This window comes from Faecalibacterium sp. HTF-F (genome assembly GCF_023347535.1).
In the GTDB taxonomy this organism is placed as follows: Bacteria; Bacillota; Clostridia; order Oscillospirales; family Ruminococcaceae; genus Faecalibacterium; species Faecalibacterium wellingii.
The window spans coordinates 1,377,360-1,402,679 of sequence record NZ_CP094473.1; the positions used below are offsets into that span (position 1 = coordinate 1,377,360).

General features: G+C 55.5%; 20 protein-coding genes. 14 read left to right on the top strand and 6 right to left on the bottom strand.

Features of this window, described 5'->3' with window-relative positions:
- Positions 1 to 129 precede the first annotated feature (129 nt).
- A complete protein-coding gene (gene secF / locus MTP37_RS06660) occupies positions 130 to 2,466 on the top strand; it encodes a protein translocase subunit SecF (protein WP_249238682.1) in 2,337 nt (778 codons plus the stop codon).
- Between the two features lie 38 nt (positions 2,467 to 2,504).
- A complete protein-coding gene (gene nrdR, locus MTP37_RS06665) occupies positions 2,505 to 2,975 on the top strand; it encodes a transcriptional regulator NrdR (protein ID WP_249238683.1) in 471 nt (156 codons plus the stop codon).
- A 60-nt stretch (positions 2,976 to 3,035) separates the two neighbouring features.
- On the opposite strand, the gene MTP37_RS06670 is transcribed toward nrdR, so the two are convergent.
- Together MTP37_RS06670 and MTP37_RS06675 are read right to left on the bottom strand one after the other, a co-directional pair.
- Positions 3,036 to 3,404, bottom strand: a complete 369-nt coding sequence (locus MTP37_RS06670) for a DUF4363 family protein (protein WP_249238684.1) — start codon at positions 3,402 to 3,404, stop codon at positions 3,036 to 3,038.
- Positions 3,405 to 3,413: 9 nt separating this feature from the next.
- Positions 3,414 to 4,106 carry a DUF421 domain-containing protein gene (locus MTP37_RS06675; RefSeq protein ID WP_249238685.1) on the bottom strand — a complete coding sequence of 231 codons (693 nt, stop codon included), beginning with the start codon at positions 4,104 to 4,106 and terminating at the stop codon, positions 3,414 to 3,416.
- 80 nt (positions 4,107 to 4,186) lie between these two features.
- Here MTP37_RS06675 and MTP37_RS06680 point away from each other — a divergent pair, with 80 nt between their 5' ends.
- The 3 genes from MTP37_RS06680 to MTP37_RS06690 are packed head-to-tail and all read left to right on the top strand — an operon-like array spanning position 4,187 to position 7,412.
- The gene (locus tag MTP37_RS06680) at positions 4,187 to 5,689 is read left to right on the top strand and encodes a spore germination protein (RefSeq protein ID WP_249238686.1); all 1,503 of its coding nucleotides are present in this window, start codon (positions 4,187 to 4,189) and stop codon (positions 5,687 to 5,689) included.
- Positions 5,647 to 6,444: a hypothetical protein gene (locus MTP37_RS06685; protein ID WP_249238687.1), complete on the top strand. Its 798-nt coding sequence runs from the start codon at positions 5,647 to 5,649 to the stop codon at positions 6,442 to 6,444. The genes MTP37_RS06680 and MTP37_RS06685 overlap by 43 nt, the downstream gene beginning before the upstream one ends.
- A complete protein-coding gene (locus tag MTP37_RS06690; protein WP_249238688.1) occupies positions 6,441 to 7,412 on the top strand; it encodes a hypothetical protein in 972 nt (323 codons plus the stop codon). The genes MTP37_RS06685 and MTP37_RS06690 overlap by 4 nt, the downstream gene beginning before the upstream one ends.
- Positions 7,413 to 7,430: 18 nt before the next feature.
- On the opposite strand, the gene MTP37_RS06695 is transcribed toward MTP37_RS06690, so the two are convergent.
- The 3 genes from MTP37_RS06695 to MTP37_RS06705 are packed head-to-tail and all read right to left on the bottom strand — an operon-like array spanning position 7,431 to position 11,250.
- Positions 7,431 to 8,780: a sensor histidine kinase gene (locus MTP37_RS06695; protein ID WP_249238689.1), complete on the bottom strand. Its 1,350-nt coding sequence runs from the start codon at positions 8,778 to 8,780 to the stop codon at positions 7,431 to 7,433.
- Complete coding sequence (locus MTP37_RS06700; RefSeq protein WP_249238690.1) at positions 8,777 to 9,466, bottom strand: response regulator transcription factor; 690 nt, start codon at positions 9,464 to 9,466, stop codon at positions 8,777 to 8,779. Before MTP37_RS06700 ends, MTP37_RS06695 begins: the two co-directional genes overlap by 4 nt.
- Positions 9,463 to 11,250, bottom strand: coding sequence for a Na/Pi cotransporter family protein (locus tag MTP37_RS06705; protein ID WP_249238691.1), 1,788 nt, complete (start codon positions 11,248 to 11,250; stop codon positions 9,463 to 9,465). The genes MTP37_RS06700 and MTP37_RS06705 overlap by 4 nt, the downstream gene beginning before the upstream one ends.
- Before the next feature lie 367 nt (positions 11,251 to 11,617).
- Between MTP37_RS06705 and hprK the strand changes: the two genes are divergently transcribed.
- The 7 genes from hprK to MTP37_RS06745 all read left to right on the top strand — a co-directional run bounded on the left by hprK (position 11,618) and on the right by MTP37_RS06745 (position 20,795).
- On the top strand, positions 11,618 to 12,553 hold the full coding sequence (gene hprK, locus MTP37_RS06710) for an HPr(Ser) kinase/phosphatase (RefSeq protein ID WP_249236580.1): 936 nt from the start codon (positions 11,618 to 11,620) through the stop codon (positions 12,551 to 12,553).
- 17 nt (positions 12,554 to 12,570) lie between these two features.
- Positions 12,571 to 13,467, top strand: coding sequence for a UDP-N-acetylmuramate dehydrogenase (gene murB, locus MTP37_RS06715; RefSeq protein ID WP_249236581.1), 897 nt, complete (start codon positions 12,571 to 12,573; stop codon positions 13,465 to 13,467).
- A gap of 37 nt (positions 13,468 to 13,504) precedes the next feature.
- Positions 13,505 to 14,368: an RNase adapter RapZ gene (gene rapZ / locus MTP37_RS06720; RefSeq protein WP_249236582.1), complete on the top strand. Its 864-nt coding sequence runs from the start codon at positions 13,505 to 13,507 to the stop codon at positions 14,366 to 14,368.
- A gap of 15 nt (positions 14,369 to 14,383) precedes the next feature.
- On the top strand, positions 14,384 to 15,325 hold the full coding sequence (gene whiA, locus MTP37_RS06725) for a DNA-binding protein WhiA (RefSeq protein ID WP_249236583.1): 942 nt from the start codon (positions 14,384 to 14,386) through the stop codon (positions 15,323 to 15,325).
- A complete protein-coding gene (locus MTP37_RS06730) occupies positions 15,309 to 18,827 on the top strand; it encodes a DNA polymerase III subunit alpha (protein WP_249236584.1) in 3,519 nt (1,172 codons plus the stop codon). The genes whiA and MTP37_RS06730 overlap by 17 nt, the downstream gene beginning before the upstream one ends.
- A 158-nt stretch (positions 18,828 to 18,985) precedes the next feature.
- Complete coding sequence (gene pfkA / locus MTP37_RS06735; RefSeq protein WP_249236585.1) at positions 18,986 to 19,960, top strand: 6-phosphofructokinase; 975 nt, start codon at positions 18,986 to 18,988, stop codon at positions 19,958 to 19,960.
- A 304-nt stretch (positions 19,961 to 20,264) separates the two neighbouring features.
- Entirely contained in the window at positions 20,265 to 20,795 is a 531-nt protein-coding gene (locus MTP37_RS06745) for a terminase TerL endonuclease subunit (RefSeq protein WP_316543667.1), read from the top strand.
- Between the two features lie 371 nt (positions 20,796 to 21,166).
- Here the strand turns inward: MTP37_RS06745 and MTP37_RS06750 are convergent, their stop codons facing one another.
- Positions 21,167 to 22,069: a zinc ribbon domain-containing protein gene (locus MTP37_RS06750; protein ID WP_249236586.1), complete on the bottom strand. Its 903-nt coding sequence runs from the start codon at positions 22,067 to 22,069 to the stop codon at positions 21,167 to 21,169.
- A 132-nt stretch (positions 22,070 to 22,201) separates the two neighbouring features.
- Between MTP37_RS06750 and MTP37_RS06755 the strand changes: the two genes are divergently transcribed.
- Together MTP37_RS06755 and ligA are read left to right on the top strand one after the other, a co-directional pair.
- On the top strand, positions 22,202 to 22,774 hold the full coding sequence (locus MTP37_RS06755; RefSeq protein ID WP_249236587.1) for a hypothetical protein: 573 nt from the start codon (positions 22,202 to 22,204) through the stop codon (positions 22,772 to 22,774).
- Positions 22,775 to 23,073: 299 nt separating this feature from the next.
- A complete protein-coding gene (ligA, locus tag MTP37_RS06760; protein ID WP_249236588.1) occupies positions 23,074 to 25,074 on the top strand; it encodes an NAD-dependent DNA ligase LigA in 2,001 nt (666 codons plus the stop codon).
- Positions 25,075 to 25,320 lie beyond the last annotated feature (246 nt).

Consider the following 25,320-nt stretch of genomic DNA (forward strand, 5'->3'; position numbering starts at 1 on the left):
AGTTTTGTCGCAGGAAAGCCGGCATGACGGCTGCCCTGCGGAAGAAAGACGGCCCGCAGAAGGCGGGTCTGTACCAGAATACGGGCAGCGGCTGTCTGCGCCGCTGCTTTTGGAGGTTCCCTGAATTTTATGAAAACAAAAGGCAAAGCATGGCATCTTGTCGCCGCAGTGCTGCTGATCGCAGTGTTCGTCTACACTGCCTTCTTCGGCGTGTATGCCAAGTATGGCGATACGACCACGACCTACATCAAGGGCGCAAAGGATATCCGCTTCGGTGTGGATATCAAGGGCGGCGTAAACGTCACCTTTGTGCCGTCGGATGGCTACGATGCCACCGAAGAACAGCTGGAGGCTGCGCAGCTTGTAATTGAGAACCGTCTGGTCGCTTTGAACGTGACCGACTATGAGCTGTATGTGGACAACACCTCCGACAGCCTGATCCTCGAGTTTCCGTGGCAGTCCGGTGAGACAGATTTTGACCCGGAAGCGGCGATCGACGAGATCGGCACCACCGCGTACCTCACCTTCCGGGAGGGCAGCAGTGCCGACGGTGAGCTGATTTTGGACGGCTCCATGATCGAGAGTGCCGCAGCCCAGTATGGCCCTGTGACCAGCGGGGGTGCATCGGAGTATTTCGTCTCTCTGAAGTTTACGGACGACGGTGCCAAGGCATTCGGCGACGCGACCACCCGGCTGGCCGCGTCCAAGGGCACCATCAGCATCTGGCTGGATGACGAGAACGTGAGCACCGCAACCGTGAACACTGCGATCACCGATGGTTCTGCCATCATCACCAGTTCGGCATCCAATCCCTTCACGCAGGAGCAGGTCGTCAAGATGGCCCGCCAGATCAACTCCGGCGCACTGCCCTTTGCACTGACTGTGGACAGCTACTCTACCGTCAGCCCCAGCCTGGGCGAAAACAGCCTGAGCGCCATGGTGCTGGCCGGTCTGATCGCATTTGCGCTGATCGTGGTATTTATGACCATCCTGTACCGCCTGCCGGGCTTTTTGGCCTGCATGGCACTGGCCGGTCAGGTGGCGGCAACGCTGGCGTTCGTGTCCGGTTATTTCCCGGTGTTTGAAAGCTTCACCATGACCCTGCCCGGTATCGCCGGTATCATTCTGGCCATCGGCATGGGTGTGGATGCCAACGTTATCACCGCAGAGCGCATCAAGGAAGAGCTGAAAAACGGCAAGTCGCTGGACGGTGCACTCAAGAGCGGCTTTGCCCGCGGTCTGACGCCGATCATTGACGGCAATGTGACCATCGTTATCGTGGCGGTCGTGCTGATGGGTGCCTTCGGCCCCTCGGACGGCCTGTTTGCCAAGGCACTGCACTTTGTATTCTTTGCCTTTGGCCCGTCCACTGCCGGTACGATCTATGCTTTCGGCTATACGCTGCTCACCGGTGTGCTGCTGAACTTTGTGTTTGGCGTGTTTGCTACCCGTGTGATGATCCGCGGCGCAGCTTCCATTAAGGCACTGCGCAACCCCTGGCTTTACGGCGCTGAAAAGCCCGGCAAGGAAACGGCAGAAAAGAAGCCCATCGATTTTGTGGGCCTGCGCAAGCGCTTCCTGACCATTTCCACCTGCCTGATGGCAGCCATCGTGCTGTGCGCTGTGGTGTTCGGCGTCCATCTGGATACCGAGTTCACTGGCGGTGCCATGATCACCCTGAGCTACGAGGGCAGCTTTACCACGGCGGATGTGCAGAAAACGGCTTCCGCTGCACTGGACAGCACCGGCCTGACCCTGCAGACCGGCGAGAACGTTGCCACCGGCGACCAGACCTTGAAAATTTCCATGCCCGGTACCGAGACGGTGACCACGGAACAGGTGGCCGACCTGCTGGACAGCCTGAACGAGAGCTATCCGGAAAACCACTTTGAGCAGCTGTCCCTGAGCAATGTCAGCGCTGCCATGGGCATCAAGTTCCTGCAGAAGAGTCTGGTGGCTGTGGTGTTCGCGCTGGTGCTGATCCTGCTGTACATTGCCCTGCGCTTCAAGAACATCGGCGGCCTGACCGGCGGCATGATGGCGGTGCTGGCATTGGTGAACGACCTGATGGTGGTGTTTGGCACCTTTGTGCTGCTGCGCACTCCGCTGGACGGCAATTTCATTGCAGCCATGCTGACCATTCTGGGCTACTCCATCAATGATACCGTTGTGGTCTACGACCGTATCCGTGAAAACCGCACCCTGATGGGCAAGAAAGCCTCGTTTGAAGAGCTGGTCAACCGCTCGGTCAATCAGTCTGCACGCCGCACCCTCATCACCACCATTACCACGGTAATGGCACTGGGTGTTATGTGTGTCGTGGCAAAGCTGTACGGTCTGGACAGCATCTTTACCTTTGCGTTCCCGCTGATGATGGGCATGATCAGCGGTGTGTATACTTCGCTGTGCGTTTCCACCTCTGCGTGGGTGCTGTGGAGCGAGCGCAAACCCAAGACCAAAGCATAAAAACACAGCCCGGTCAGACCGGACAGGAGGAACAGAACATGAAATGTCCCTATTGCGGAGCTGAGGAATCCAAAGTGATCGACTCCCGCCCCACTGAAGACAGCGAACGCATCCGCCGCCGCCGCGAATGTCTCAGCTGCCACATGCGCTTTACGACCTATGAGGTCGTGGAGACTGTTCCGCTTGTGGTCATCAAAAAGGACAGCTCCCGGGAACCCTTTGACCGGCAGAAGCTGCTCAATGCCATGGTGCGTGCCTGCGCCAAGCGCCCGGTCAGCTATGAGTCATTGGAGCGGGCGGTCAGCAGCATTGAGCAGACCCTGCTCAGCTCCTACGACCGTGAGATCCCCAGTGTGCGCATTGGTGAGCTGACCATGCAGGAACTGAAAAAGATCGATGAGGTGGCGTATGTCCGTTTTGCCTCCGTCTACCGCCAGTTCGCTGATGTGGAGAGCTTTTTCAATGAGCTGCAGAAGCTGATGGGCGACCGCAGGGAACCACAGAAATAACAGAATAGACCCTATGAGCACCGGAACTGTGTCCGAACAGGCACAGTTCCGGTGCTTTTGTCATACCAGCCGATGGGAGAGCCATTCCAGCGTTTCCACCTGTACCTGTGCGCGCCGCAGCTCACCAAAGGCTTCCTCGGGAGCGTTCATTTCCAGATGGCCGTCCGCAGCGCGCAGGGCGGCTTCCAGTTCGGTAAAATCTGCAGTGCGCAGCAGGTGATTCATGCTTGTCCGCATCTGGTCGCACCGGGCGGCACCATCGGCAAGGGCCTGCCGCGCAGCAGGATGATCCGCATTGCGGATGGCCTCGGCAGCTGCGTCAAGGTCTGCCGAGATCACTTCGGCAAAGCTTTGCACCTTCCAGCTGCTGTAAAAAGCCACACCCAGCAGCACGGCCACGATGGCGATACACGCATAGATCCGCTTCATCCACTCACCTCACCGGGGACCGCTTCCATGGCGATCCTCTTTTTTTAACAGAAAATAGTCTTCGGTCTCGCTGCCAATCAACAGCAGAATCTCCTCGGGCAGCAGGGTGTTGGCCTGTGCAGTCCGCTCCAGCCATTCGCGGTCTTTGCCGCACCAGCGCAGATTATCCTCCAGCACCTGACCGTCCAGCACAAAGGGGATGATCGCGTTGGCATGGTTTACCTTGATCTGCAGGTCGGAAAGTCGGACAGGTTCTTTCTCCGGCCGCAGGGCCGCCGAGAGGGTCCCGTTTGTTTCGATCACGGCGTAGGAGACCTCACGCGGGTCAAAGATGTTTTTGCCGCGCAGCGCCTCCATCAGATCGGCGGTGGTCAGGCGCAGCATCCGCAGAGCGTTCTGGTCGATCTTTCCATCCAGAATGACCGTTTTGGGCCTGCCGGATAGAAAATTGAAGAATTTCTGGCTGCGGAAACTCAGCACAGAACCCAGCAGTTCCAGTGCCGCAATAAGGAACAGAGGAATGAGGCTGGATGTGATGGGCACCTCTTCCGATTCGATGGAGATGGACGCCAGATTGGAAATGAGGATGGTGGACACCAGCTCTTCCGGCTGCAGTTCACCCAGCTGGCGTTTGCCCATCAGCCGCATGGCAAACAGAACGCATAGATAAATGATGATGGTTCGGCAGATCAGAAGCTTCAAAAACAAGACCTCCTGTCGGTTGCAAAGGGAATGGAATGTGCATCATACGGGCATACTGCTGTGCAAAGGAGTGGACATGGATGCAGCAGTTATCACAGAACCTGTCGGCAAATCTGGCGGCACTGGACCGGATGTTTGGCCCTTCTGCGGATTATTATGCCAAAGAGATCACGATTTATCATTGCAAAGCCGTCATTCTTTTGTTTGACGGCATGGCCAGTCTGGATTCGCTCTGGACGCTTTTGCTGGATGCGGCCAGCCGCCAGGCCCCGCCGGTGCAGCCCGGACAGTGCTGCACCGGGATGCAGGCCTACGAGCTGATCCTGCACGACTCGGCTTTTCCGGCAGAGAATGCGCCGGTAGAGGATATGGACGAGCTGACCAAACGGCTGACAGCAGGTATGGCGGTGCTGCTTCTGGACGGCTGCGCAAAGGGCATTGCATTCTCGGTGCAGGGGCTCAAGTTCCGCTCGGTGGGCGAACCCTCGGGCGAAGGAAATCTGCGCGGTTCCCGCGAGGGCTTTGCCGATCTGCTGCGGGTCAACCTGAGCCTGCTGCGGCGGCTCATCCGCAGCGAACAGCTGGTACAGGAAGCGGCACAGGCAGACACCGGAATGCGGACGGAATATGCCATCTGCTACTGTAAAAACAAAGCAGACCCTGCTATGGTGCAGCGTGTGCGCAAAACGCTTGCGGCGGCAAAACCGGAGCTTCTGCTGGATTCCAGCTACTTTGTACCGTGGCTGCTGCCGGGCAAGGCGCGGCTGTTCACGCCGGTGAGCTATACCGAGCGGCCCGCCGTGGCGGCAGCAAAGCTTTGTGAGGGAAAAATCGTGGTTCTGGTCAATGGCAGCCCTTCCGCCATGGTGCTTCCGGCCCTCTTCTGCGAAAACTTTGAATGTCTGGATGATTATGCATCCACCGCGGTGTTTTCCTCTTTTCTGCGCGTCCTGAAATATATTTCGTTTTATCTGACCGTATTTCTGCCGGGGGTGTTCGTGTGTCTGGCGGTCTATCTGCCGGAGCTGATCCCGCCGCAGCTGCTGTACAGGATCGAAGCGGCAGAAAAGGCAACGCCGCTGCCGCTGTTTGCAGAAATGCTGCTGGTCATGCTTATTCTGGAAGTCATCCGGGAAGCGGGTCTGCGGATGCCTCAGTCGCTGGGGCACTCGGTCAGTCTGGTGTCGGCCCTCATCATTGGGGATGCCGCCATTGCCACCGGGCTTATGAGCACGCCGGTGATCTTTGTGGCAAGCATCACGGCCATTGCGGTGTTCGTCACGCCCTCTTTGTACGAGCCTGCGACGCTGCTGCGTCTGGGCGTGGTGCTGGCTGCAGGTCTTGCCGGGCCGGTGGGTCTTGCGGGGGCTTTTTTTGCGTTTCTGCTCAGCCTTTCCGGCACGGCCTGTCTGCAGGTACCGTATCTGGCGGCGCACCCGTTTCCGCAGCGACCCATGGCAGAGGATGGCGTGATCCGCCGCAACTACCGCCGCCTTTCGCAGAAGGGCTTTAACATTTGGCAAAGACGGGAGGAAAAGGAATGCAAGGGCAGAAGAAACTCTCTTTTTCCGCACTGGCACTGAGTGTATGGACGGCAGCTCTGGCAGAAGGCCTTGAACCGGGCGTTTCCCTGCGCGGGATGCTTCTTTATGGAGGGCTCGGGGCACTTTTGCTGACCGGGATCAGCGCGGTGCTGTGCGTCTGCTGGCAGCAGACGGCAGTGCGGCAGGTCTGGCTTTTTGCTGCGGTCCTCGGACTTCTGGCAGAGGCGTTCAGGACGGCAATGCAGGCGCAGAGCGTCTGTCGGCAGGAGTTTCATTCCATGGCAATGATCGGCTTGCTCCCGCTGCTGCTCTGGGTGGGATGCCGCATTCCACTTTCCGGCTGGGATGCCCCGGCAAGGGTGCTGTGGTGGTTTGTGCTGCTGGGGGAGGGGCTCTGTCTGGCAGGCATTGCAGGCCAGATGGAATGGTCCCATCTGCTGGAACCGGATGCAGTGCAGCTGGCCCGGCTGCCGCGTGTACCGCTGTACGCGGAGTATCTGCTCTGGCCCCTTCTGATAGAAGAACCTGCGCCGCGCCGCGTTCTTTTTCTGCCGTGGCTGACCTTTTTTGCACAGGTGTGTCTTGCCGCCGGCATCTGCCTTGTGTTTGGCGAAACGGACTATCCGGAGCAGGAATTGCTGCGTGCATGGAGCGTGGGCATCTTCTCACGTATGGATGCGCTCCTGCTTCTGATCTGGCTTACCTGCGCTGTTTTCCGTATCGGCTTCCTCTGCGCAGCGGCAGGTAAGCTGTGGAAAAAAGCCACAAACTGCAGGAAAGGAGCAGCAGGATGAGGCGGCGGCTCCTGCGTTTGACCGGCATGCTTTTGCTGGCGGGCTGGTGCCTGCTGTTTCTCCGCTGCGAGACCACGGAGAAAAGCATGGTAAGAGCACTCTATCTTGCACAAAACGAGGCAACGGTGACAGTCGGGCTTTTGTATCAGGCACCGGAAGCATCTGCGGATGCATCCGAAGCGTCAGCTGCAATGCAGATGCGGCTGGCCGAAGAAAGTACGCTGGAAAAGGCACTTTCATCCGTGCAAAAAAAGCTGCCGCAGAAGGCAGACTATCGCCTGTGCGACTTTCTCATAATCAGTGAGAACACCTCAGAAGAACTGCTTTCTGCCTATGAGTCCATCGTTCTGGAAAGCGGGCGGGGGCGTGCGGCGGCAAAAGCTTCCATCCTTGCAGTTTCCACGGAAGAACTGGAAAAACAGCTTGAAGCTGCAGAAGGGCTTCCGGACAGACTCCTGAATGAATTGAAGCAGGAATCGGGCCGGATGCCGCGCCTGTACCAGCATCGGGATGGAATGTTCTGGCCGCAGCTTACCTTGCAAGATGAGGAGCTTTCCGCTGCCGGAACAAGTGTTTTCCGGAAAGGGGAGCAGCGCATCAAGCTGGACGCCCAGCAGACGGCAGTGGTTCAGCTTCTGTCCGGGATGTACGGGACGCATACGCTTTGGCTTGCAGAAGAACCGGTGACGATCCGCCGGTGCAGCGTTTCGGTCACGTTAAAAGGAGAATCGGTGCGCCTGCGTCTGGACTGCCAGCGTGGAGATGAAACCCCGCAGCCCGGTGCCGCACAGTGCGCTCAGCTGGCCCGGCTGTGCACACAGACCGTGCAGAGTTTCTGGCAGCAGGGGATAGACCTTGTGCATCTGCAGCAGCGCAGCGCGTTGCAGTATGGTGTGGGCAGAGAGAAGATCACAATAAAAAACGACTGTCCGCAATTACAGACAGTCGTGAGATTTTTACCGGAATAGCGCAGAAGCTACTGCTTCTCAGTTTGCAGTCGGGAAAGTAACGGTAATGGTGGTACCCACATCCACCTGACTTTCCAGCTTGATGCGGGCGCCATGGATCAGCGCAATATGCTTGACGATCGCCAGTCCCAGACCGGTGCCGCCGGTCGCTTTGCTGCGGCTCTTATCCACACGGTAGAAGCGCTCAAACACGCTGGTCTGTGCTTCTTTCGGAATGCCGATGCCATTGTCCGTCACAGTCAGGGTGCAATGGCCGTCCCGATTGCAGGCAGTGGTGATCTGCACTTTTCCGCCGGGCCGGTTGTAGCGGATGGCGTTATCACACAGATTCTGGCACAGCTCATCCAGCAGGGGACGGTTGCCGTGTACAAGAGCGCTCTCCCCCAGACAGGTCAGCGAGATATAAGCCCGGCGGGCATTCAGCTTCTGACGCTCCACACACTCCTTTGCAACGTTCAGCAGATCGACCGTTTCCATTTCAGGCTCCGAGCCGGTCTCGCTTGCGTTGTCCAGACTGGAAAGCTGCAGGATATCATTGACCAGCTGGATCATGCGGCTGGCTTCCACATGGATCTTCTGCGCAAAGCCCGGCACATCCTCCGGCTTTGCAATGCCGGTCTCAATGAGCTCGGCGTAGCCGGAAATGCTGGTCAGAGGGGTCTTGAGTTCATGGCTGACATTGGCGGTGAATTCCTGCCGCATCTTCTCATTGTTTTCGCGCAGGATGCGGTCAGAATGGATGCTCTCTGCAAAGGGGATCAGCTCTTTGTAGGGCACATTGTCCTGAATATGGTCAAGGTCTTCGGTCATGCTCAGCACCGGCTGCACCAGCGCACGCGTCAGCAGGGTGGCCAGCACAGCGGCAGCCAGCATCAGCGCAACACAGCTCAGCACGATGGCGGGAATGGAGGAATCGTAGATAGACCACACAGTTTCGGCGTCCTGTGCAGTGCGCAGGATCTCGCCGTTCGGCAGCAGCACTGCATAATAGTAGGTCTCATACCCCATAGTTTGCGAGTCCCGGATATCCCGGCCGATGCCGCTGGCCATGGCCTGCCGGATCTCCGGCCGGGAAAGATGGTTTTCCATGGGCTGATCCGTGGCGGATTCAAACAGCACGCTGCCATCCTGCGAGATCAGAGTGATGCGCAGATCATTGGAAACAAAAGAAGTAAGCTGCTGCGGATCCTGCACCAGATCGTATCCGGCACTGACCAGTTCCGCCTCCCGCTCAAGGCCGGTCCATGCCTGTGCAGTAAAGGCTTTATGAAACACAAAGATACACAGTGCCGCTGTAAACAACAGACCAAAGAAACCCATCAGAAACAGTCGGTAGCTGATCTTTTCTTCCATGCTGCGCAGCTTCATTCTTCACCGGCCTCCTCTTCATCGGTCAGCTTATAACCCACCTTGCGCACAGTGCAGATGTATTTGCCGGCATCCCCCAGCTTTTTGCGCAGGGTGCGGATATGCATATCCACAGTACGGCTCTCCACCGAAATGTCGGTGCCCCACACCACCTGCAGAATGGTCTCGCGTGTCACCACCAGATTGGTGTTCTCCAGCAGCAAACGCAGCAGGCTGTACTCCTTGTAGGTCAGCTCTACCGGCGTTCCGCTCACAGTCACGTTGTGACGGGCATTGTCCAGCAGGATCTCGTGAAAGCTGAGCACATTGGGACGTGCTTCCGGAGCCGAGCGGCGCAGGGCAGCACGCACCCGGCTCAGAAACTCCATGATGCCAAAGGGCTTTGTGATGTAATCATCTGCGCCGCAGTCCAGCCCGCGCACCGTGTCCAGCTCGCTGGACTTGGCCGTGACCATGATGATGGGCAGCCGCCGCAGGGAAGGGGTGTTGCGCAGCTTTTTCAGGATAGAGAAGCCGTCCTCACCGGGCAGCATCACGTCCAGGATCACCAGCTCCGGCTCTGCAGCGTGCATGGCCTGCCAGAAGGGCTCCGAGCTCTCAAAGCTGGCCACCTCGTATCCGCTGGACTGCAGGGCATACTGCTCCAGCTCCCGGATGGCGGCATCGTCTTCCACAATATAGATCATTTATCAAAATCCTCCGCAGACTGATTTTCAGGGAAAAGATAGCGCTCACGGTAACGGTCCAAACGACGATGGAATTCCTCGCTTTCCTTGGTGTCACTGCCGTGACGCAGCTCGTTGAGGTAAGCGTGGGTATCAAAACTGTCCTGTGCGACCTCGATCTGTGCAACGGCAACATTGCTGCAGTGGTCGCACACGCGCTCATAGTTGGTCAGCAGGTCATCCAGAACAAAGCCGTACTCGATGGAGCAGTTGCCGGCCTGCAGGCGGGCGATATGATGGGCTTTGATGGCGCGCACCAGCTCATTGACCACGGCTTCCAGCGGTTCCACCTTGCTGGCAAGATGCAGGTCGCCTTTATGGAAAGCATCGGTGGTGCGGTTCAGGATATCCTGCACGGCATCTTCCAGCACCTGCAGCTCGTCCCGGGCATCCTGCGAGAACTGGATGTCTTTGGTGTGCATCTCCTCGGCGGATTCCAGCAGGTTTACGGAATGGTCGCTGATACGCTCAAAATCGCTGATGGTGTGCAGCAGGGTGTTCACGCTCTGGCTGTCGGTGTGGTTCAGCTCACGGCTGGAAAGCTTGACAAGGTAGGTGCCGAGAGCGTCCTCGTAACGGTCTACCTGCGTCTCCTCATCACGGACCTTCTGCGCAAGTGTGTCGTTCCACTCATGGGTCAGGCTCATGGCCTGCATCACGCCCACACGGGCAAGCTCTGCCATCTCAGCCGTAGCAGAGCGGGCGCGCTCCACAGCCACGGCAGGGGTGTTCAGCAGGCGGTCATCCAGCAGCGCAAAGCTTTCCTTTTCCGGCGAATCCGGAATGGTGAGGATGGCCAGCTTTTCCAGCAGGCTTGCGAAGGGCAGCAGCACCAGCGTTGCCACGATATTGAACACCGAGTGCACCACAGCGATGCCCCATGCCTCGATGGTGGTGTTCACAAAAGCAAAGTGACAGACCGTATTCAGGCCGTAAAAACCGACAAGGAAGATGCTTACACCGATGATGTTGAAGTACAGATGGACCATGGCAGCACGGCGTGCATTCTTGTTGGCGCCCACAGAGGAGATCAACGCGGTGACACAGGTGCCAATGTTCTGGCCCATGATGATGGGAATGGCACTGCCGTAGGTGATGACGCCGGTGGCGCTCAATGCCTGCAGGATGCCGACGCTGGCGCTGGAGCTCTGGATGATGCCGGTGACAAGGGCACCCACCAGAACGCCCAGAAGGGGGTTGGAGAAGCGGGTAAACAGGCTGGTGAACCATGCCTCGTTCTGCAGGGGCAGGACGGCGTTGGACATGGCAGTCATGCCGGTCATCAGCACGGCAAAGCCGATGAGGATGGTGCCGACGCCCTTTTTCTTCTCACTCTTACACATATACAGCAAAATGCCGATAAATGCAAGCAAAGGACTGAAAGAAGTGGGTTTGAGCAGATTGATGAGGAGACTGTCACCCTGCAGGCCGGAAAGGCTCAGGATCCAGCTGGTGACGGTGGTGCCCACATTGCTGCCCATGATGACGCCAATGGCCTGATGCAGTTCCATGATGCCGCTGTTGACAAAGCCGACCACCATAACGGTGGTAGCGCTGGAACTCTGGATCACAGCGGTGACGCACAGGCCAAGGAAAAACCCCTTGAGGGGGTTATCGGTCAGCTTGCTCAGGATCTTCTGCAGCTGGCCGCCGGCCTGCTTTTCCAGGGCCTTGCCCATAATGTCCATGCCGAACAAAAACAGGGCAAGGCCGCCAAGCAGGGAAAAGACATTGAAAATGGTCATAAAGATTTCCTCACTTTTGATTTCAGAAGCTGCTTTCACCCGCAGTGCACACCGCCGGAACAGCGGCGCTCTGCTTACAGAAAGAGCATCCTGCGTGTTTTGATGGTTCTCTCCTGTCTGAGAGTATACTGTTGCAATGTAAAATCCAAAATCCGCGGAATGTAAAATCCGTGTAAAAGTAAGAAAAATGTAAAAATAAAGTGTATGGACACGCTGCTGCGTAGGTTTCTTTCCGGCAAAGGAAAAAGAAAGAGCGGCTGTATTGTTTTTTAGGAATCATTCTATTATAATAAAAGGAAAGAATGCTGTGCCCGCCCGGCGGAATGGCGGTGCTGCACGGCAAAAGGGAGCACAGGAGGAAACAAGGATGGGCACATTCAATGTCTCGCTCAAAACGCTGACCGACCGTGTCAGTATGGAAGTTGTCTATACGCCAAAGGAACTGGATCAGATCTGTGTGGAGATCGCTGAGGTCAACCGTCCCGGTCTGTTTCTGGCGGGTTATTACGATTATTTTGATAAGCTGCGCCTGCAGATCATGGGTCTGGCAGAGATGAACTTTCTGTCCGGCCTTTCGGCCGAAAAACGCTACGAAGCACTGGATCAGCTGTTTCGTCAGCAGCCGCCGGCTGTTATCGTCTGCCGCAGCGAGGAGTTGACTCCCTTCCCGGAAATGCAGGAACTGGCCCAGAAGCATGGCGTAGCGCTGCTGCGCTCCAACGAGACGACCTGTACGCTGATGGGCAGCCTGATCAGTGTGCTGAATCTGGAACTGGCACCCCGCATCACCCGGCACGGCGTGCTGGTGGAGGTGTATGGCGAGGGCATCCTGATCTTGGGCGACAGCGGCATCGGCAAAAGTGAGCTTGCCATCGAGCTGGTCAAGCGCGGCCACCGTCTGGTAGCAGACGATGCTGTGGAGCTGCGCAAGGTGTCCAACCGCCAGATCATGGGCACCGCACCGGAAAATATCCGCCATTTTATTGAGCTGCGAGGCATTGGCATCGTCAATGTGGCCCGTGTGTACGGTGTTGGTGCGGTCAAACTGAGCGAAAGTCTGGATCTTGTTGTTCAGCTGGAGACATGGGACCCCACCAAAAACTACCAGCGCACCGGACTGGAAAACGAGTACTACGATATTCTGGGCGTCAGCATCCCCAGCACCAGCATTCCGGTCTCGCCGGGCCGTAATCTGGCTGTCGTGCTGGAAACTGCCGCCATCAACAACCGCCAGAAAAAGATGGGCTACAATGCAGCGCGTGAGCTGCTGATCCGTCTGGGTCTGGATGACAAAATGGACTGATTTAGGAGCTACCCACTATGGAACGATTCAAACAGAAGCTGCTGCAGGCAGGCATCCCGTTCCGGGAGAACGAGCCGCTTGCGGCACACTGTACCTTTAAAATCGGCGGCCCTGCACAGCTGTTCGTGCAGCCGCAGACGGAACAGCAGCTTTGCAGTGCGGTTGCGCTGTGCAAAGAACAGGCTGTCCGCTATTATCTGCTGGGCAACGGCAGCAATATCCTGTTTGCGGACGAGGGTTTTGCTGGTGTGGTGATCGACATTTCTGCACTGGGCAGCGATATTGCCGTTGAAGGCAATATGCTGACAGCCGGTGCGGGCGTCCGGCTCGCAGCCCTGTGCAGGGCTGCGCTGGAACACGGCCTGTCCGGTCTGGAATTTGCCTACGGCATCCCCGGCACGGTGGGCGGTGCAGTGTATATGAATGCGGGTGCCTATGGCGGCGAAATGAAGGATGTCCTCACTGTGGTGCGGTATCTGACCGCAGAGGGAGAGGTCGTGCAGGCATCGGCAGCAGAGCTGGACCTGAGCTACCGCCACAGCATTTTTGAAGAAAATGGCGGCTGCATCCTTTCGGCGCAGTTTGCGCTGCAGCCCGGGAACGCAGCGGACATCCGTGCAAAAATGGATGAACTGATGGCAAAGCGTGTGGACAAGCAGCCGCTGGATAAGCCCAGCGCCGGCAGCACCTTCAAGCGCCCGGCAGGTGCTTTTGCAGCTGCACTCATCGACCAGTGCGGCCTGCGCGGTTTTCGTCACGGCGGTGCCGCCGTCAGCGATAAGCACTGCGGCTTTGTGGTCAACCTCGGCGGTGCCACCTGTGCCGATGTGCTGGCCCTCTGCGATGAAGTGCGTGCCATCGTGAAGGAAAAGACCGGCTATGAACTGGAAAAAGAGATCCGTGTTGTGAAATAAAAATATTGGGCAAGATAAAAGGAGCGGGATATCAATTATGGAGCTGTTGATCGTCAGCGGACTTTCCGGTGCAGGCAAATCGGTCGCCATGAATGCACTGGAGGATATCGGCTTTTTCTGCATCGATAATGTTCCGGCCGGACTGCTGCCCAGCATCACTGCGTTCTCGGAAGCAGGCGACAGCCAGCTGGAGCGGGTGGCACTTTCTATGGATGTGCGCGGCTGCCGCACCAGCGAGGAGATCGAGCAGGCGCTTCATAAACTGGACGAGCAGGGGATCCTGTATAAGGTCCTGTTTCTGGATGCCCCGGATGATGTGCTCATGCGCCGCTACAGCGAGACCCGCCGCCGTCATCCCATCAGCATTTCGGAGGGCATTTCCACGCGGGAGGCCTTTGCAAAGGAACGCAAGATTTTGAAGCCGCTGCAGGAGCGTGCAGACTATACCATCAATACGGCACTGCTCTCCACTGCGCAGAACAAGGAGCGCATCTGCGATCTGTTTGTGAAAAATGGCGGAGCAAAAAGTGCAATGCGCCTGACCGTGATGTCCTTTGGCTTCAAGTTTGGCATCCCGCCGGAAGCAGACCTCGTGTTGGACGTGCGCTGCCTGCCCAATCCTTTCTATGTCCCGGAGCTCAAGCACAAGACGGGACTGGATCAGGAAGTGGTGGACTTTGTCATGGCGCACCCGGAAGCGCAGGAGCTGCTCAAGCGCTACGAAAGCTTTTTGCAGTATGCACTGCCGCTTTACGTCAAGGAGGGCAAAAGCCAGCTGACCATTGCGGTGGGATGTACCGGCGGCAAGCACCGCTCCATTACATTTGCGCGTAAGATCGCGGAGTATTGCACGGCACTCGGCTACGAGCCGGGCGTGCAGCATCGTGATGCCATGCGTTGACAGAATTGAGGAAATATGAGTAGTTTTGCGTCCCGTGCGCGGGAGGAGATCGCTGCACGCAGCATCCAGAAGGATTGCTGTGTGCGTGCGGCGGCCTATGGCATTGCGTGCTTTGCCAAATATTTTGATGCCAGGGGCCTTGTGGTGCAGACCGAACAGCAGGAGACGGTGCAGGCTGCACAGCAGCTGTTTGCCCGCTGCGGCGTGCAGGGCGAAATTTTGCAAAAGCAGCGGCCCAGCGGTGTTTTGTACGAGTTCAACATCCGTGCGCCGGAGCAGGTGGCCCGGATGCATGAGCTGTTCGGCACCACCGGCAGTGAGACCAGCCTGCAGATCGATCCCCGCCTTATCCGCTGCCAGACTTGCGTCAGTGCGTACATTGGCGCAGCTTTTTTGTGCAGTGGAACAGTCATTGACCCGCAGAAGGAATATAATCTGGAGTTCCTTACCTCCCGCACCAACCTTGCACGGGACTTTGAAGCATTGCTGGCAGAGCATGAGTTTGCACCGCACCGCACCCGGCGCAACGGTGTGAACCTGATCTACGTTAAAACGGGAGCCAATGTAGAACGGCTGCTCAGCTTTATGGGGGCAGTGAATGCCGCTGAGGAGATGCACGCGCAGAAGGCGTTCAAGCAGGTGCGCAACCAGACGAATCGTCAGACCAACTGCGACACCGCAAACCTCGGCAAAACGGCCCGCGCCAATGCGCAGACGCTGAAGGCGATCCGATTTCTGGAAGAGCAGGATGCCCTTTCCACCTTGCCGGAGGTGCTGCAGCAAGCTGCCGCCAAACGGATGCAGTACCCGGACCTTTCGCTCACGGCACTGTGCGGCTGCTTTGAGCCTGCGGTGAGCAAATCCGGCCTGTCACACCGGATGAAGAAACTGGAAGCGTTGGCCGAAAATCTGCGGAAGAATCTGGAACAGGAGGCACAGCGTGAGCGAGATCAGTGAGAACAACCGTCTTGGAAGGGACTTCGTTCATCTGCACATCCATACGGAATACAGCCTTCTGGACGGTGCCTGCCGCATCGACCAGCTGATGGAGCGCGTAAAAGAGTGCGGGCAGACCGCCATTGCCTGCACAGACCATGGCGTTATGTACGGCTGCGTGCAGTTTTACAAGGCGGCTAAAAAGGCGGGCATCAAGCCTATTATCGGCTGCGAAGTCTATGTTGCCACCCGCACCCGCTTTGATAAGGTGAACAAGATCGATGGCAATAACCATCTGATCCTGCTGTGCAAAAATGAGACCGGTTACAAAAACCTTATCAAAATGGTATCGGCCTCTTTTGTGGAGGGCTTTTACTCCAAGCCCCGCATCGATAAGCAGCTGCTGGAACAGTATCACGAGGGACTGATCTGCCTGTCTGCCTGTCTGGCCGGTGAGATCCCGCAGGCCATTCTGGCAGGCGACTATGAGCGTGCCAAAACCAGCGCCTTGTGGTACCGCGACCTGTTCGGCGAGGGCAACTATTACATTGAGCTGCAGGATCATGGCCTGAAAGAGGACAACATCGTTCTGCCGCAGCTCATCAAGCTTGCGCGGGAAACAGGCATCCCCATGGCAGCCACCAACGACTCCCACTATCTGCGCAGGGAGGATGCCAAGATGCAGGGCATCCTGCTGTGCATCCAGACCGGCAAGACCATTCAGGATGCGGATAAGATGGAGTTCCAGACCGATGAGTTCTATGTCAAAACGACAGATGAAATGTATGATCTGTTCTCCATGGTGCCGGAAGCCTGCGAAAATACGGCCAAAATTGCGGAGCAGTGCAGCTTTGATTTTGATTTCGGGCACACCAAAATCCCCTATTATAAAGCACCGAACGGGATGGATAATCAGGCGTTTTTTGAAAAGCTCTGCTGGGAGGGTCTGGAACGCCGCTATGGGCCTGATGTACCGCAGGCCAACAAAGACCGTTTGACCTACGAGATCGGCGTGGTCAAAAAGATGGGCTACACAAACTACTACCTCATCGTGTGGGACTACGTCAACTACGCCAAGAGTCAGGGCATCCCGGTGGGCCCGGGCCGCGGCTCCGGCGCAGGCAGCATTGCGGCTTACAGTGTGGGCATCACGGATATCGACCCCATCCGCTATAATCTGATTTTTGAACGCTTTTTGAACCCGGAGCGTGTCAGCATGCCGGACTTCGATGTGGATTTCTGCTACGAACGCCGACAGGAAGTCATTGATTACGTCAACCGCAAATACGGTGCTGACCATGTGGCGCAGATCGTCACCTTCGGCACCATGGCAGCCCGCAACGCCATCCGCGATGTTGGCCGTGTAATGGGGATCCCGTATCAGCAGGTGGATGCGGTGGCAAAGCAGGTCCCCATGGAACTGAAAATGACCCTGAAGCGTGCGCTGGAGGTCTCGACAGAGCTGAAGCGGATGTACGACACCGACCCGCAGGTCACGGAGCTGATCGACACGGCCCTGAAGGTGGAGGGAATGCCCCGCCATGCATCCACGCATGCGGCGGGCGTCGTCATTACCCCGGAGCCTACGGACTACTATCTGCCACTGGCCACCAATGATGGTCTGCCCGTGACCCAGTTCAACATGACCGAGATCGAGGAGCTTGGACTTCTGAAGATGGACTTCCTTGGGCTGCGCACCCTGACGGTCATCCGCGATGCGGAAATTGCCGTGCAGAAGCACGACCCGGAGTTTTCCGTCCAGAAGCTGGACTATGACGACCCGAACACCTACAGGATGCTGGGACAGGGCGATACCGAGGGCGTGTTCCAGCTGGAATCTTCCGGCATGAAGCAGGTCCTGGTGGGCCTGCAGCCGCAGAACCTTGAAGATGTCATCGCTCTCATCAGCCTGTACCGTCCCGGCCCCATGGACTCCATCCCGACCTATCTGCGCAACCGCCACGAGCCGGATAAGATCAGCTACAAGACCCCGCAGCTGGCGCACATTCTGGACGTGACCAACGGATGCATCGTGTATCAGGAACAGGTGATGCAGATCTTCCGTGAGCTGGCAGGCTTCTCGTTCGGGCAGGCAGACAATGTCCGCCGCGCCATGAGCAAAAAGAAACATGCTGTTATGGAGGCAGAGCGTGAGCACTTTGTGCACGGCTGCACCGACCCCGGCAACGAATGCCCGGGCTGTGTGGCAAACGGCATTTCGGAAAAAGTGGCAAACGAGATCTACGACGAAATGTCCAGCTTTGCCTCCTATGCATTCAACAAAAGCCACGCTGCCTGCTATGCCTATGTGGCATTTCAGACAGCCTATCTCAAGTGCCATTACCCCAGCGAATTCATGGCTGCATTGCTGACCAGCGTGCTGGACAACACCGATAAAGTCATCGAGTACTCCGGTGAGTGCGCACGGCTTGGAATTAAGGTGCTGCCGCCGGATGTGAATGTTTCAAACGGCGGATTTACGGCAGATGACAACGGTCAGATCCGTTTTGGACTGAACGCGGTCAAGAACGTGGGCCGCAACCTTATTGAGAATGTGGTCAGAGAGCGGCAGAATAAGCCCTACACCAGCTTGTACGATTTCTGCAAGCGGATGCATGGTACAGAATTGAACCGCCGGGCGGTCGAAAGCCTGATTAAGGCCGGTGCCTTTGACCATATGGGCAGCAACCGCCACAGTCAGGTGGAGGCGGTGGAAGGCATTCTGAAAAGCATCGAAACAGACTCCCGCCGCAATCTGGACGGCCAGCTGGATCTGTTCTCGGTCATGAGCGGGGAAGCGCAGGATGAAGCATCTGCAGACAGCTATGAGATCAAACAGCTGTCGGAATACAGTCACAAGGAGCTGCTGCAGCAGGAAAAGGATGTCAGCGGCCTGTACCTGTCCGGCCATCCGCTGGACGCCTACCGTGAGCAGTCGGCGCGGATCGCGTCCCACTCCATCAAGGATCTGACCGGCGAGGATGCCCATGTGAAGGACGGCGAAAGGGTGCGCATCGTGTGTGCAGTGGTAAAAAGCCGCATGATGACCACCAAGTCCAACAGCATGATGGCCTTTACCAGTGTGGAAGACCTGACCGGTACGATGGAGGTGATCGTGTTCCCCAGAGTGCTGGACACCTTCCGTGATTCGCTGCACGAAAACGCGGTCGTCGTGATTGACGGCAAACTTTCTGTGCGAGAGGACGAAGCCTCCAAGCTGCTGGCAGAGAGTGTTGTCCCTATTGAAAGCTATGATCCTTCCCGGCCGGACAAGGGCCGCCCGGACCCGATGCGGAAGGCTGCAAAAAAACTCTATATCCGTGTGCCGTCCCGCAGCAGCAGGGAATATGCAAAGGTGGTAAATCTTCTGCATATTTTCGATGGCGATATGCCGGTGCTTCTGTACCTGATGGACACCAAGCAGTATCTGCAGGTGCCGCGTCATCTTTACACTTCCGGCCATCCGCTGCTGTTTGAAGAACTGGAAAGACTGGTCGGCACAGACAATATTGCAACAAAATGACATTTCTGTGCACGAATCTTAACAGGCAGAATGTTTTCAAAACGGTGCGTTTGTGTTATAATGATTCAAGGCAAGTGAAGTGCTCTGAGCAGCGTTGAAATGGAGAGCGCTGTGATATTACTGGGTAAATGAAGACAAAATTGGAGGGAATCTCTCGTATGGAAAAGCAGATCAAAACGATTGGTGTGTTGACAAGCGGCGGTGATGCTCCCGGCATGAACGCTGCTGTGCGCGCCGTAGTCCGTACCGGCCTGCATAAGGGTTACCGTATGATCGGCATTCAGCGCGGCTATAACGGCCTGCTGAACGGTGAATGCTTTGAAATGAACCTGCGCAGTGTCTCGAACATCATTTCTGCAGGCGGTACGATCCTTTACACTGCCCGCTGCCTGGAGTTCAAGACCAAGGAAGGTCAGGACAAGGGTGCCGAGAAATGCCGCGAGCTGGGGATCGATGCACTGGTGGTCATTGGCGGTGATGGTTCTTACCGCGGCGCTCGTGAGCTGGCCCACCGCGGCATCCCGATGATCGGCCTGCCCGGCACCATCGATAACGATATTTCCTGCACGGATTATACCATCGGCTACGATACTGCGATGAATACCGCGCTGGAAATGATCGATAAGCTGCGCGACACCACCCAGAGCCATGACCGCTGCAGTGTGGTCGAGGTCATGGGCCGCAATGCCGGTTACATTGCACTGAACGTGGCCATCGCTTCCGGTGCTATGGCTGTTCTGCTGCCGGAGAAAGAGTTCGACATGCAGCGCGATATTCTGGATAAGATCGCAGAGACCCAGAAGACCGGCAAGCGTCATTTCATCATCATCGTGGCCGAGGGCGTCGGCCATGCGCAGGAGATCGCAAACGAGATCCAGGCCCGTACCGGCATTGATTCCCGTGCAACGATTCTGGGTCATGTCCAGCGCGGTGGTTCTCCCACCCTGCGTGACCGCGTGAATGCGTCTGCAATGGGCTATCACGCTGTCTGTCTGCTGGAGCAGGGCAAGTATAACCGTATCGTTGGCATGAAAGGCGAAAAGCTGGTGGACTATCCGGTGGATGAAGCCCTTGAAATGACCAAGACACTTGACCCGGTGCTGCTGGACGTTTGTAACACCATTTCTATCTGATATTTATAAAGTCAATACCATGGAGCTGTTCTCTCGAGGAATCGGGAGGACGGCTCTTTTTTACGTTTTGACGCAAAAAATACATGAACCGACTGGAGCTTTCTGCATTTTAAAAAAAGAAAAATCGTGAATCAAAAGGGCATAACTATAAATGGAAATATATGGAAGAAAATGTGGCTCGAATTGTAATATTTCGACCCGGTGCTGGATTGATGCTAGAACATCAGGGGATCTTATCAAGCTCGCTGATGAGCCATTCGACGGTACGCCTAGTGTAAACACGCTCGGTAAGGTCATCGATTTTATGACCAACGATTCGCTTGAGAGCATATTCGTCTATCTCCGCTTTCTTGGCTACACCCTCTCGAAGCTGCCGCAGTCCATGCGCCAGAAATATGACGAGTTCATGAGGGAGGGGACGCTGGCCGTGATGGAAGGCACCGTGCTTGACATGATGGAGGTTTACGACGACCATGACGCCTTTATTGAACAGAGCCGGTACGATGTGCGGTGCTTTGGCTACGATCCCTACAATGCAAAGGACTTTGTGGAGCGGTGGGCCAGAGAGAACGGCGAGTACGGCATTGAAAAGGTGATACAGGGCGCAAAGACCGAGAGCATGACGCTGGGTGAGCTGAAGAAGCTGAGTGAACAGAGGAAACTGTTGTTTGACGAAGCACTGATGCAATTTGCCATGGGCAACTGCATTACGCTGGAAGACACAAACGGCAACCGCAAGCTTCTGAAACAGAGGTATGACCAGAAGATCGATGCGGTTGCCGCTATGATGGATGCGTATGTAAGTTACAAGGTGAACCGGGATGCGTTTGAGTGATTAAAGTACAATGATTGCCAAATATATCAGAAAAAGGACTGACCATACAGCTTCTGTGATACCTTGTGTCAGAAAAATTTCAGCGTGAGGCTCGTTTGGACTATCAAGATACTTATGCCTCAACAATTTTACAAGAGATCTTATTCCAAGAATTGGCGCTAAGACATCATGAGTAGTTCCGTAAAAAAGAGTATCACCTATTGAAATATGGTCTTTAGAAAGTTTACGAAGTACGCCATGGATGGCGAGCATTATCAAGTACAGAAGAAGTAATTGAAAAGAATGCTCTCTAACAGCAGAAATAAAACCGAGATACAAAATTGTGGAACGTATAAGCCCTATGATCAAGTACATAATAAAATGCCTTTCTGTTAGTCCTGTTTACCGTGTAGAAGGCCCTGCGCGATGGAATAGGCTTCTTCCTGCGGAGTAAGGATGGTATCTCCAACGGTGTGGTATGTAATGACGATAGGGACATCGACTTTATACCAGTCGCCGACATTCATGCGAGGAACACCATCTACGGTGACTTCGATGACGGCGTTATAGCGTTTGGTCGTGGTGTTGGTGAGATCAGGCACTGGCTCGACGGTGATGTTGATGAAACCGGCATTCTCGAAGTCCTGCTTGACAATACGGTAGTCGGTGGCCATACCGATCTCAATTTCAGGCATCTTGACTTCGCCCATAGCAAGGTGCGATGCGGCTATTTCTTCATCCTTCAGGCGGGCAAGCTCGGCCTGATGTGCGGCGAGTTCCTGTTCCTGCTTTTGATTGACGGAATCGTAAACGCCGCGGCAAGCAAGAAGAGCAACAATGAGAACGACACTGATGAGGATTTTCCGTTCATTGGCACGATAGTAATTGATTGCCTTAGCAATTGCGCGCCCAGCCTGGCGGGCATGTTTTTCGTGCTGAGCGGAGGCCCATTCTTCGTAAGCACGCTGTTCTTCAGCGTCTTTTGCCTCCTGCTCTTTGCGGATACGCTCGGCTTGGTCTGCTTCGCGCTGGATACGCTCTTCTTCCGCCTTCTTTTTGGCGCGGCGCTCCTCGATGGGAGAGGCAAAAAGGTTGATGACACGATCAACATTTTGGGCCTGCTTGATTTTTGCATCATCGACGATATGCTCGGTATGCTCTGATTTGGAGTAGTTATAGTTCACGTTGATATTGACGCGGACCTGTGCTCCGCAGGACGTACACTGAATGACTTTTGCGTTGGCATCTTCAAGCAGGATCTTTGCTCCGCATTTAGGGCATTTAGCACTCCACATACACGATTTCCTTTCCTAATAAGATGGCTGTTAAAGCCAGTATAGCACTGAAACGGGGATAAAAGCAACAGACTATGAAAGAAATCAGTTCAAAGCCATAAGACGCAAAAAGAAAAGGAGGAGTTTTTCAAAATGGATTACTGGGAATACCTTGCGCACGGCCAGAAAGGTGCCGAGCGGGACGGCCACCGATACTATGCTCGCGAGCTGGTGGGTAACAGGGGCGGAAAGAACGTTTACCGCTACTTTTACTCGGCAGAAGAGTATGCTTCGTACCGGAGGAGCAAGGGCAGCCATGCTGGTGCTGCAACAAATGAGAAAGAGAGCCTGCTGGACAAGGCGAGAAAATCGCACCGTGAAAACCGGTGGAGACCTGACAAAATCGTTAGCACTGGAAACACCGCAAGTGTTACATACAAAAACAGTGCTAGTAAAAAGCGTCATACTGATTATATGGGCACGGATGCAACCCGCAAGGCTGAAAGCGAGTTTAAGCGTAAAGGCGATGAGAATTACACGAAAAACCGCGACCGGATGGAGCTTGTGTACCAGACTGACAAGGTGCTCAGACGATCAAAGCGCAAGGCACAGAAGCTTGGAATAAAGTCAATACCATGGAGCTGTTCTCTCGAGGGATCGGGAGGACGGCTCTTTTTTTATGGCGTGAACGGAGGAGCGTGCTCGCATCCTCCATTGCAGATTTGACCGAGAAAGTCTCTTGTAATTGCTGGAAATCCAATGAAAGATGTGGCAAAAATAAAACGGTGGTATGTGTTAAAATTGCAATAATCAACAAAGAGTATCTCTTCTGAATTGATTATAAATCAACTGAAGAGGCAAAATGAAACCGATTTCAACTGTGGTGGATAAATGATCTATACAAACCGTATTCCTTTGCAGAGGGCGGGAAAATGTGGTATACTAACAAAAATGAAGCCTGTGCTGCAGCATCGTCCAGCCAACAAGTCTGGACTGCAGCGCAGGAAAAGTCGGAGAGCGGGAGAGTGGATTTCTTGGAGTTGGAACAGGCAAAGCAACGCGTGGAAGAGCTGCGAACGATCATTGAAAAAAATAATCGTCTTTATTATGATCAGGATGCGCCGGAACTGGAAGATTTTGAGTATGATGCCCTGACCCGGGAGCTGAAAGCGCTGGAAGCACAATTTCCACAGCTGGTAACGGCGTCGTCTCCTACGCAGAAGGTGGGCGGTACCGCCAGCAGCAAACTGCCCAAGGTGACCCACACGGTCAAAATGGAGAGCCTTCTGGATGCTTTTTCGTATGATGAACTGCGCGACTTTGACCGCCGTGTGCGCGAAGCAGGCGCAGAGCCGGAGTATGTGGTCGAGATCAAGATCGATGGTCTTTCCTGCAGCTTGGAATATGAGAATGGTGAGCTGGTTCGTGCCTCCACCCGCGGCGATGGCGTAGTAGGCGAAGACGTTACAGCCAATGTCCGTGCCATCCGCAGCATTCCCAAAAAATTGAAGAATGCACCAGAGTTTCTGGAAGTGCGCGGTGAAGTGTATATGCCGCACGGAGCGTTCCAGAAGCTCTGCGCAGAGCAGGAGCTGCAGGGCGCTGCGCCTTTCAAAAATCCGCGCAATGCTGCTGCCGGTTCCCTGCGTCAGAAGGATGCCAAAATAACCGGCAGCCGGGGGCTTTCTATTTTTATTTTTAATGTGCAGCAGATCCGCGGTAAAACCCTCACAAAGCATTCGGAAAGTCTGGACTATCTCAAGAGTCTGGGGTTGCCGGTGTCGCCGCGTTATCATGTGGTGCATGATATTGAGCAGGCCATTGCAGAGATCGAGCAGATCGGGCAGAACCGTGCAAAGCTGGACTTTGATATGGATGGTGCTGTTATAAAAGTGAACAGCTTTGCACAACGTGATTTGATGGGCTCCACCAACAAATTCCCGCGCTGGGCGATCGCTTTCAAGTATCCGCCGGAGGTCAAGGAAACTACGCTGCGCAGCATTGAGGTCGCAGTGGGCCGCACCGGTGTGCTGACGCCGACTGCCTGCTTTGATCCCGTATTTCTGGCAGGTACCACGGTTGCCCGCGCAACGCTGCACAATGAAGATTTTATCCATCAGTTTGGTCTTTGCATCGGCGATACCATTCAGGTGCGCAAGGCTGGCGATATCATCCCGGAAGTGATCGGTGTCACCCGCCATGCAGAGGATGCGCAGCCCTACGAAATGCCAACTGTCTGTCCTTCCTGCGGCGCACCGGTCGTTCATCTGGAAGATGAAGCGGCTCTGCGCTGTGTGAACCCCGAATGTCCGGCACAGGCTCTGCGCAATATCATCCACTTTGCATCCCGGGATGCTATGGATATTGAGGGCCTTGGTACGGCTGTTGCCACTCAGCTGGTGGAAAAGAATATGGTGCATTCTGCTGCGGATATCTACACCCTGACCCGGGAACAGCTTTTGACGCTGGACAAATTCAAGGAGAAAAGTGCGGAGAATCTTTTGAGCGCGATTGAACGCTCCAAGCAGAATAATCTGGATAAGCTTTTGTTCGGTTTTGGCATCCGCAACATTGGTGACAAGGCAGCAGCTCTGCTGGCGGAGCATTTTGGAACATTGCAGGCCCTCCGGGAAGCCACCGTGGAGAAGATCAGCGAGATCGACGGATTTGGCGGCGTGATGGCACAAAGCGTAGTAGAATTTTTTGCAAAAGAAGGCACCACCGATCTTGTGCACCGCTTGGCAGATGCCGGCTTGAACATGCAGTGGAAGGGCGAACCGAAAGGCGATAAGCTGGCAGGAAAAACGCTGGTGGTCACGGGTACGCTGGAATCGCTTTCCCGCAACGAAGCCGAGGCTCTGATCGTGAAAAATGGCGGCAAGGCCAGCGGCTCCGTCTCCAAAAAGACGGCTTACGTTGTGGCGGGTGCTGCGGCGGGTTCCAAGCTGACGAAGGCACAGACACTCGGGATCCCCGTTCTGACCGAGGCAGAATTTCTGGCAATGCTTCGGGATGAAAATACCTGACAACGAGACAGGCAATCCTTTTCGGGAAAGCCTGTCTCATTTTTTGCAGGGGCTGTTTTGCAGCAGTTCGGGCTTGTTTCTTTTGTGCCGGATGAGGGGAGAGAATGGCGCAGAGTCCGTCTCTTCATCCTCCCTTCACAGTTCATTTGAAAAAAGTGCTTTTTCTTTCCGGCGTTTCATGCTATAATAATATTCAAACACGGCTTTGGGGCCGTCGCCGCCTGCTTTGGCAGTGCGGCAGGATAG

What these genes read in the sequence shown, in the direction of transcription:
- MTP37_RS06750 (WP_249236586.1), bottom strand. Translation starts at nt 22,069, where the DNA reads ATGTGGAGTGCTAAATGCCCTAAATGCGGAGCAAAGATCCTGCTTGAA.
- MTP37_RS06680 (WP_249238686.1), top strand. Translation starts at nt 4,187, where the DNA reads ATGCAGCAGTTATCACAGAACCTGTCGGCAAATCTGGCGGCACTGGAC.
- MTP37_RS06745 (WP_316543667.1), top strand. Translation starts at nt 20,265, where the DNA reads ATGACCAACGATTCGCTTGAGAGCATATTCGTCTATCTCCGCTTTCTT.
- MTP37_RS06685 (WP_249238687.1), top strand. Translation starts at nt 5,647, where the DNA reads ATGCAAGGGCAGAAGAAACTCTCTTTTTCCGCACTGGCACTGAGTGTA.
- hprK (WP_249236580.1), top strand. Translation starts at nt 11,618, where the DNA reads ATGGGCACATTCAATGTCTCGCTCAAAACGCTGACCGACCGTGTCAGT.
- MTP37_RS06700 (WP_249238690.1), bottom strand. Translation starts at nt 9,466, where the DNA reads ATGATCTATATTGTGGAAGACGATGCCGCCATCCGGGAGCTGGAGCAG.
- MTP37_RS06695 (WP_249238689.1), bottom strand. Translation starts at nt 8,780, where the DNA reads ATGAAGCTGCGCAGCATGGAAGAAAAGATCAGCTACCGACTGTTTCTG.
- MTP37_RS06755 (WP_249236587.1), top strand. Translation starts at nt 22,202, where the DNA reads ATGGATTACTGGGAATACCTTGCGCACGGCCAGAAAGGTGCCGAGCGG.
- nrdR (WP_249238683.1), top strand. Translation starts at nt 2,505, where the DNA reads ATGAAATGTCCCTATTGCGGAGCTGAGGAATCCAAAGTGATCGACTCC.
- secF (WP_249238682.1), top strand. Translation starts at nt 130, where the DNA reads ATGAAAACAAAAGGCAAAGCATGGCATCTTGTCGCCGCAGTGCTGCTG.
- pfkA (WP_249236585.1), top strand. Translation starts at nt 18,986, where the DNA reads ATGGAAAAGCAGATCAAAACGATTGGTGTGTTGACAAGCGGCGGTGAT.
- whiA (WP_249236583.1), top strand. Translation starts at nt 14,384, where the DNA reads ATGAGTAGTTTTGCGTCCCGTGCGCGGGAGGAGATCGCTGCACGCAGC.
- MTP37_RS06690 (WP_249238688.1), top strand. Translation starts at nt 6,441, where the DNA reads ATGAGGCGGCGGCTCCTGCGTTTGACCGGCATGCTTTTGCTGGCGGGC.
- murB (WP_249236581.1), top strand. Translation starts at nt 12,571, where the DNA reads ATGGAACGATTCAAACAGAAGCTGCTGCAGGCAGGCATCCCGTTCCGG.
- MTP37_RS06670 (WP_249238684.1), bottom strand. Translation starts at nt 3,404, where the DNA reads ATGAAGCGGATCTATGCGTGTATCGCCATCGTGGCCGTGCTGCTGGGT.
- rapZ (WP_249236582.1), top strand. Translation starts at nt 13,505, where the DNA reads ATGGAGCTGTTGATCGTCAGCGGACTTTCCGGTGCAGGCAAATCGGTC.
- MTP37_RS06705 (WP_249238691.1), bottom strand. Translation starts at nt 11,250, where the DNA reads ATGACCATTTTCAATGTCTTTTCCCTGCTTGGCGGCCTTGCCCTGTTT.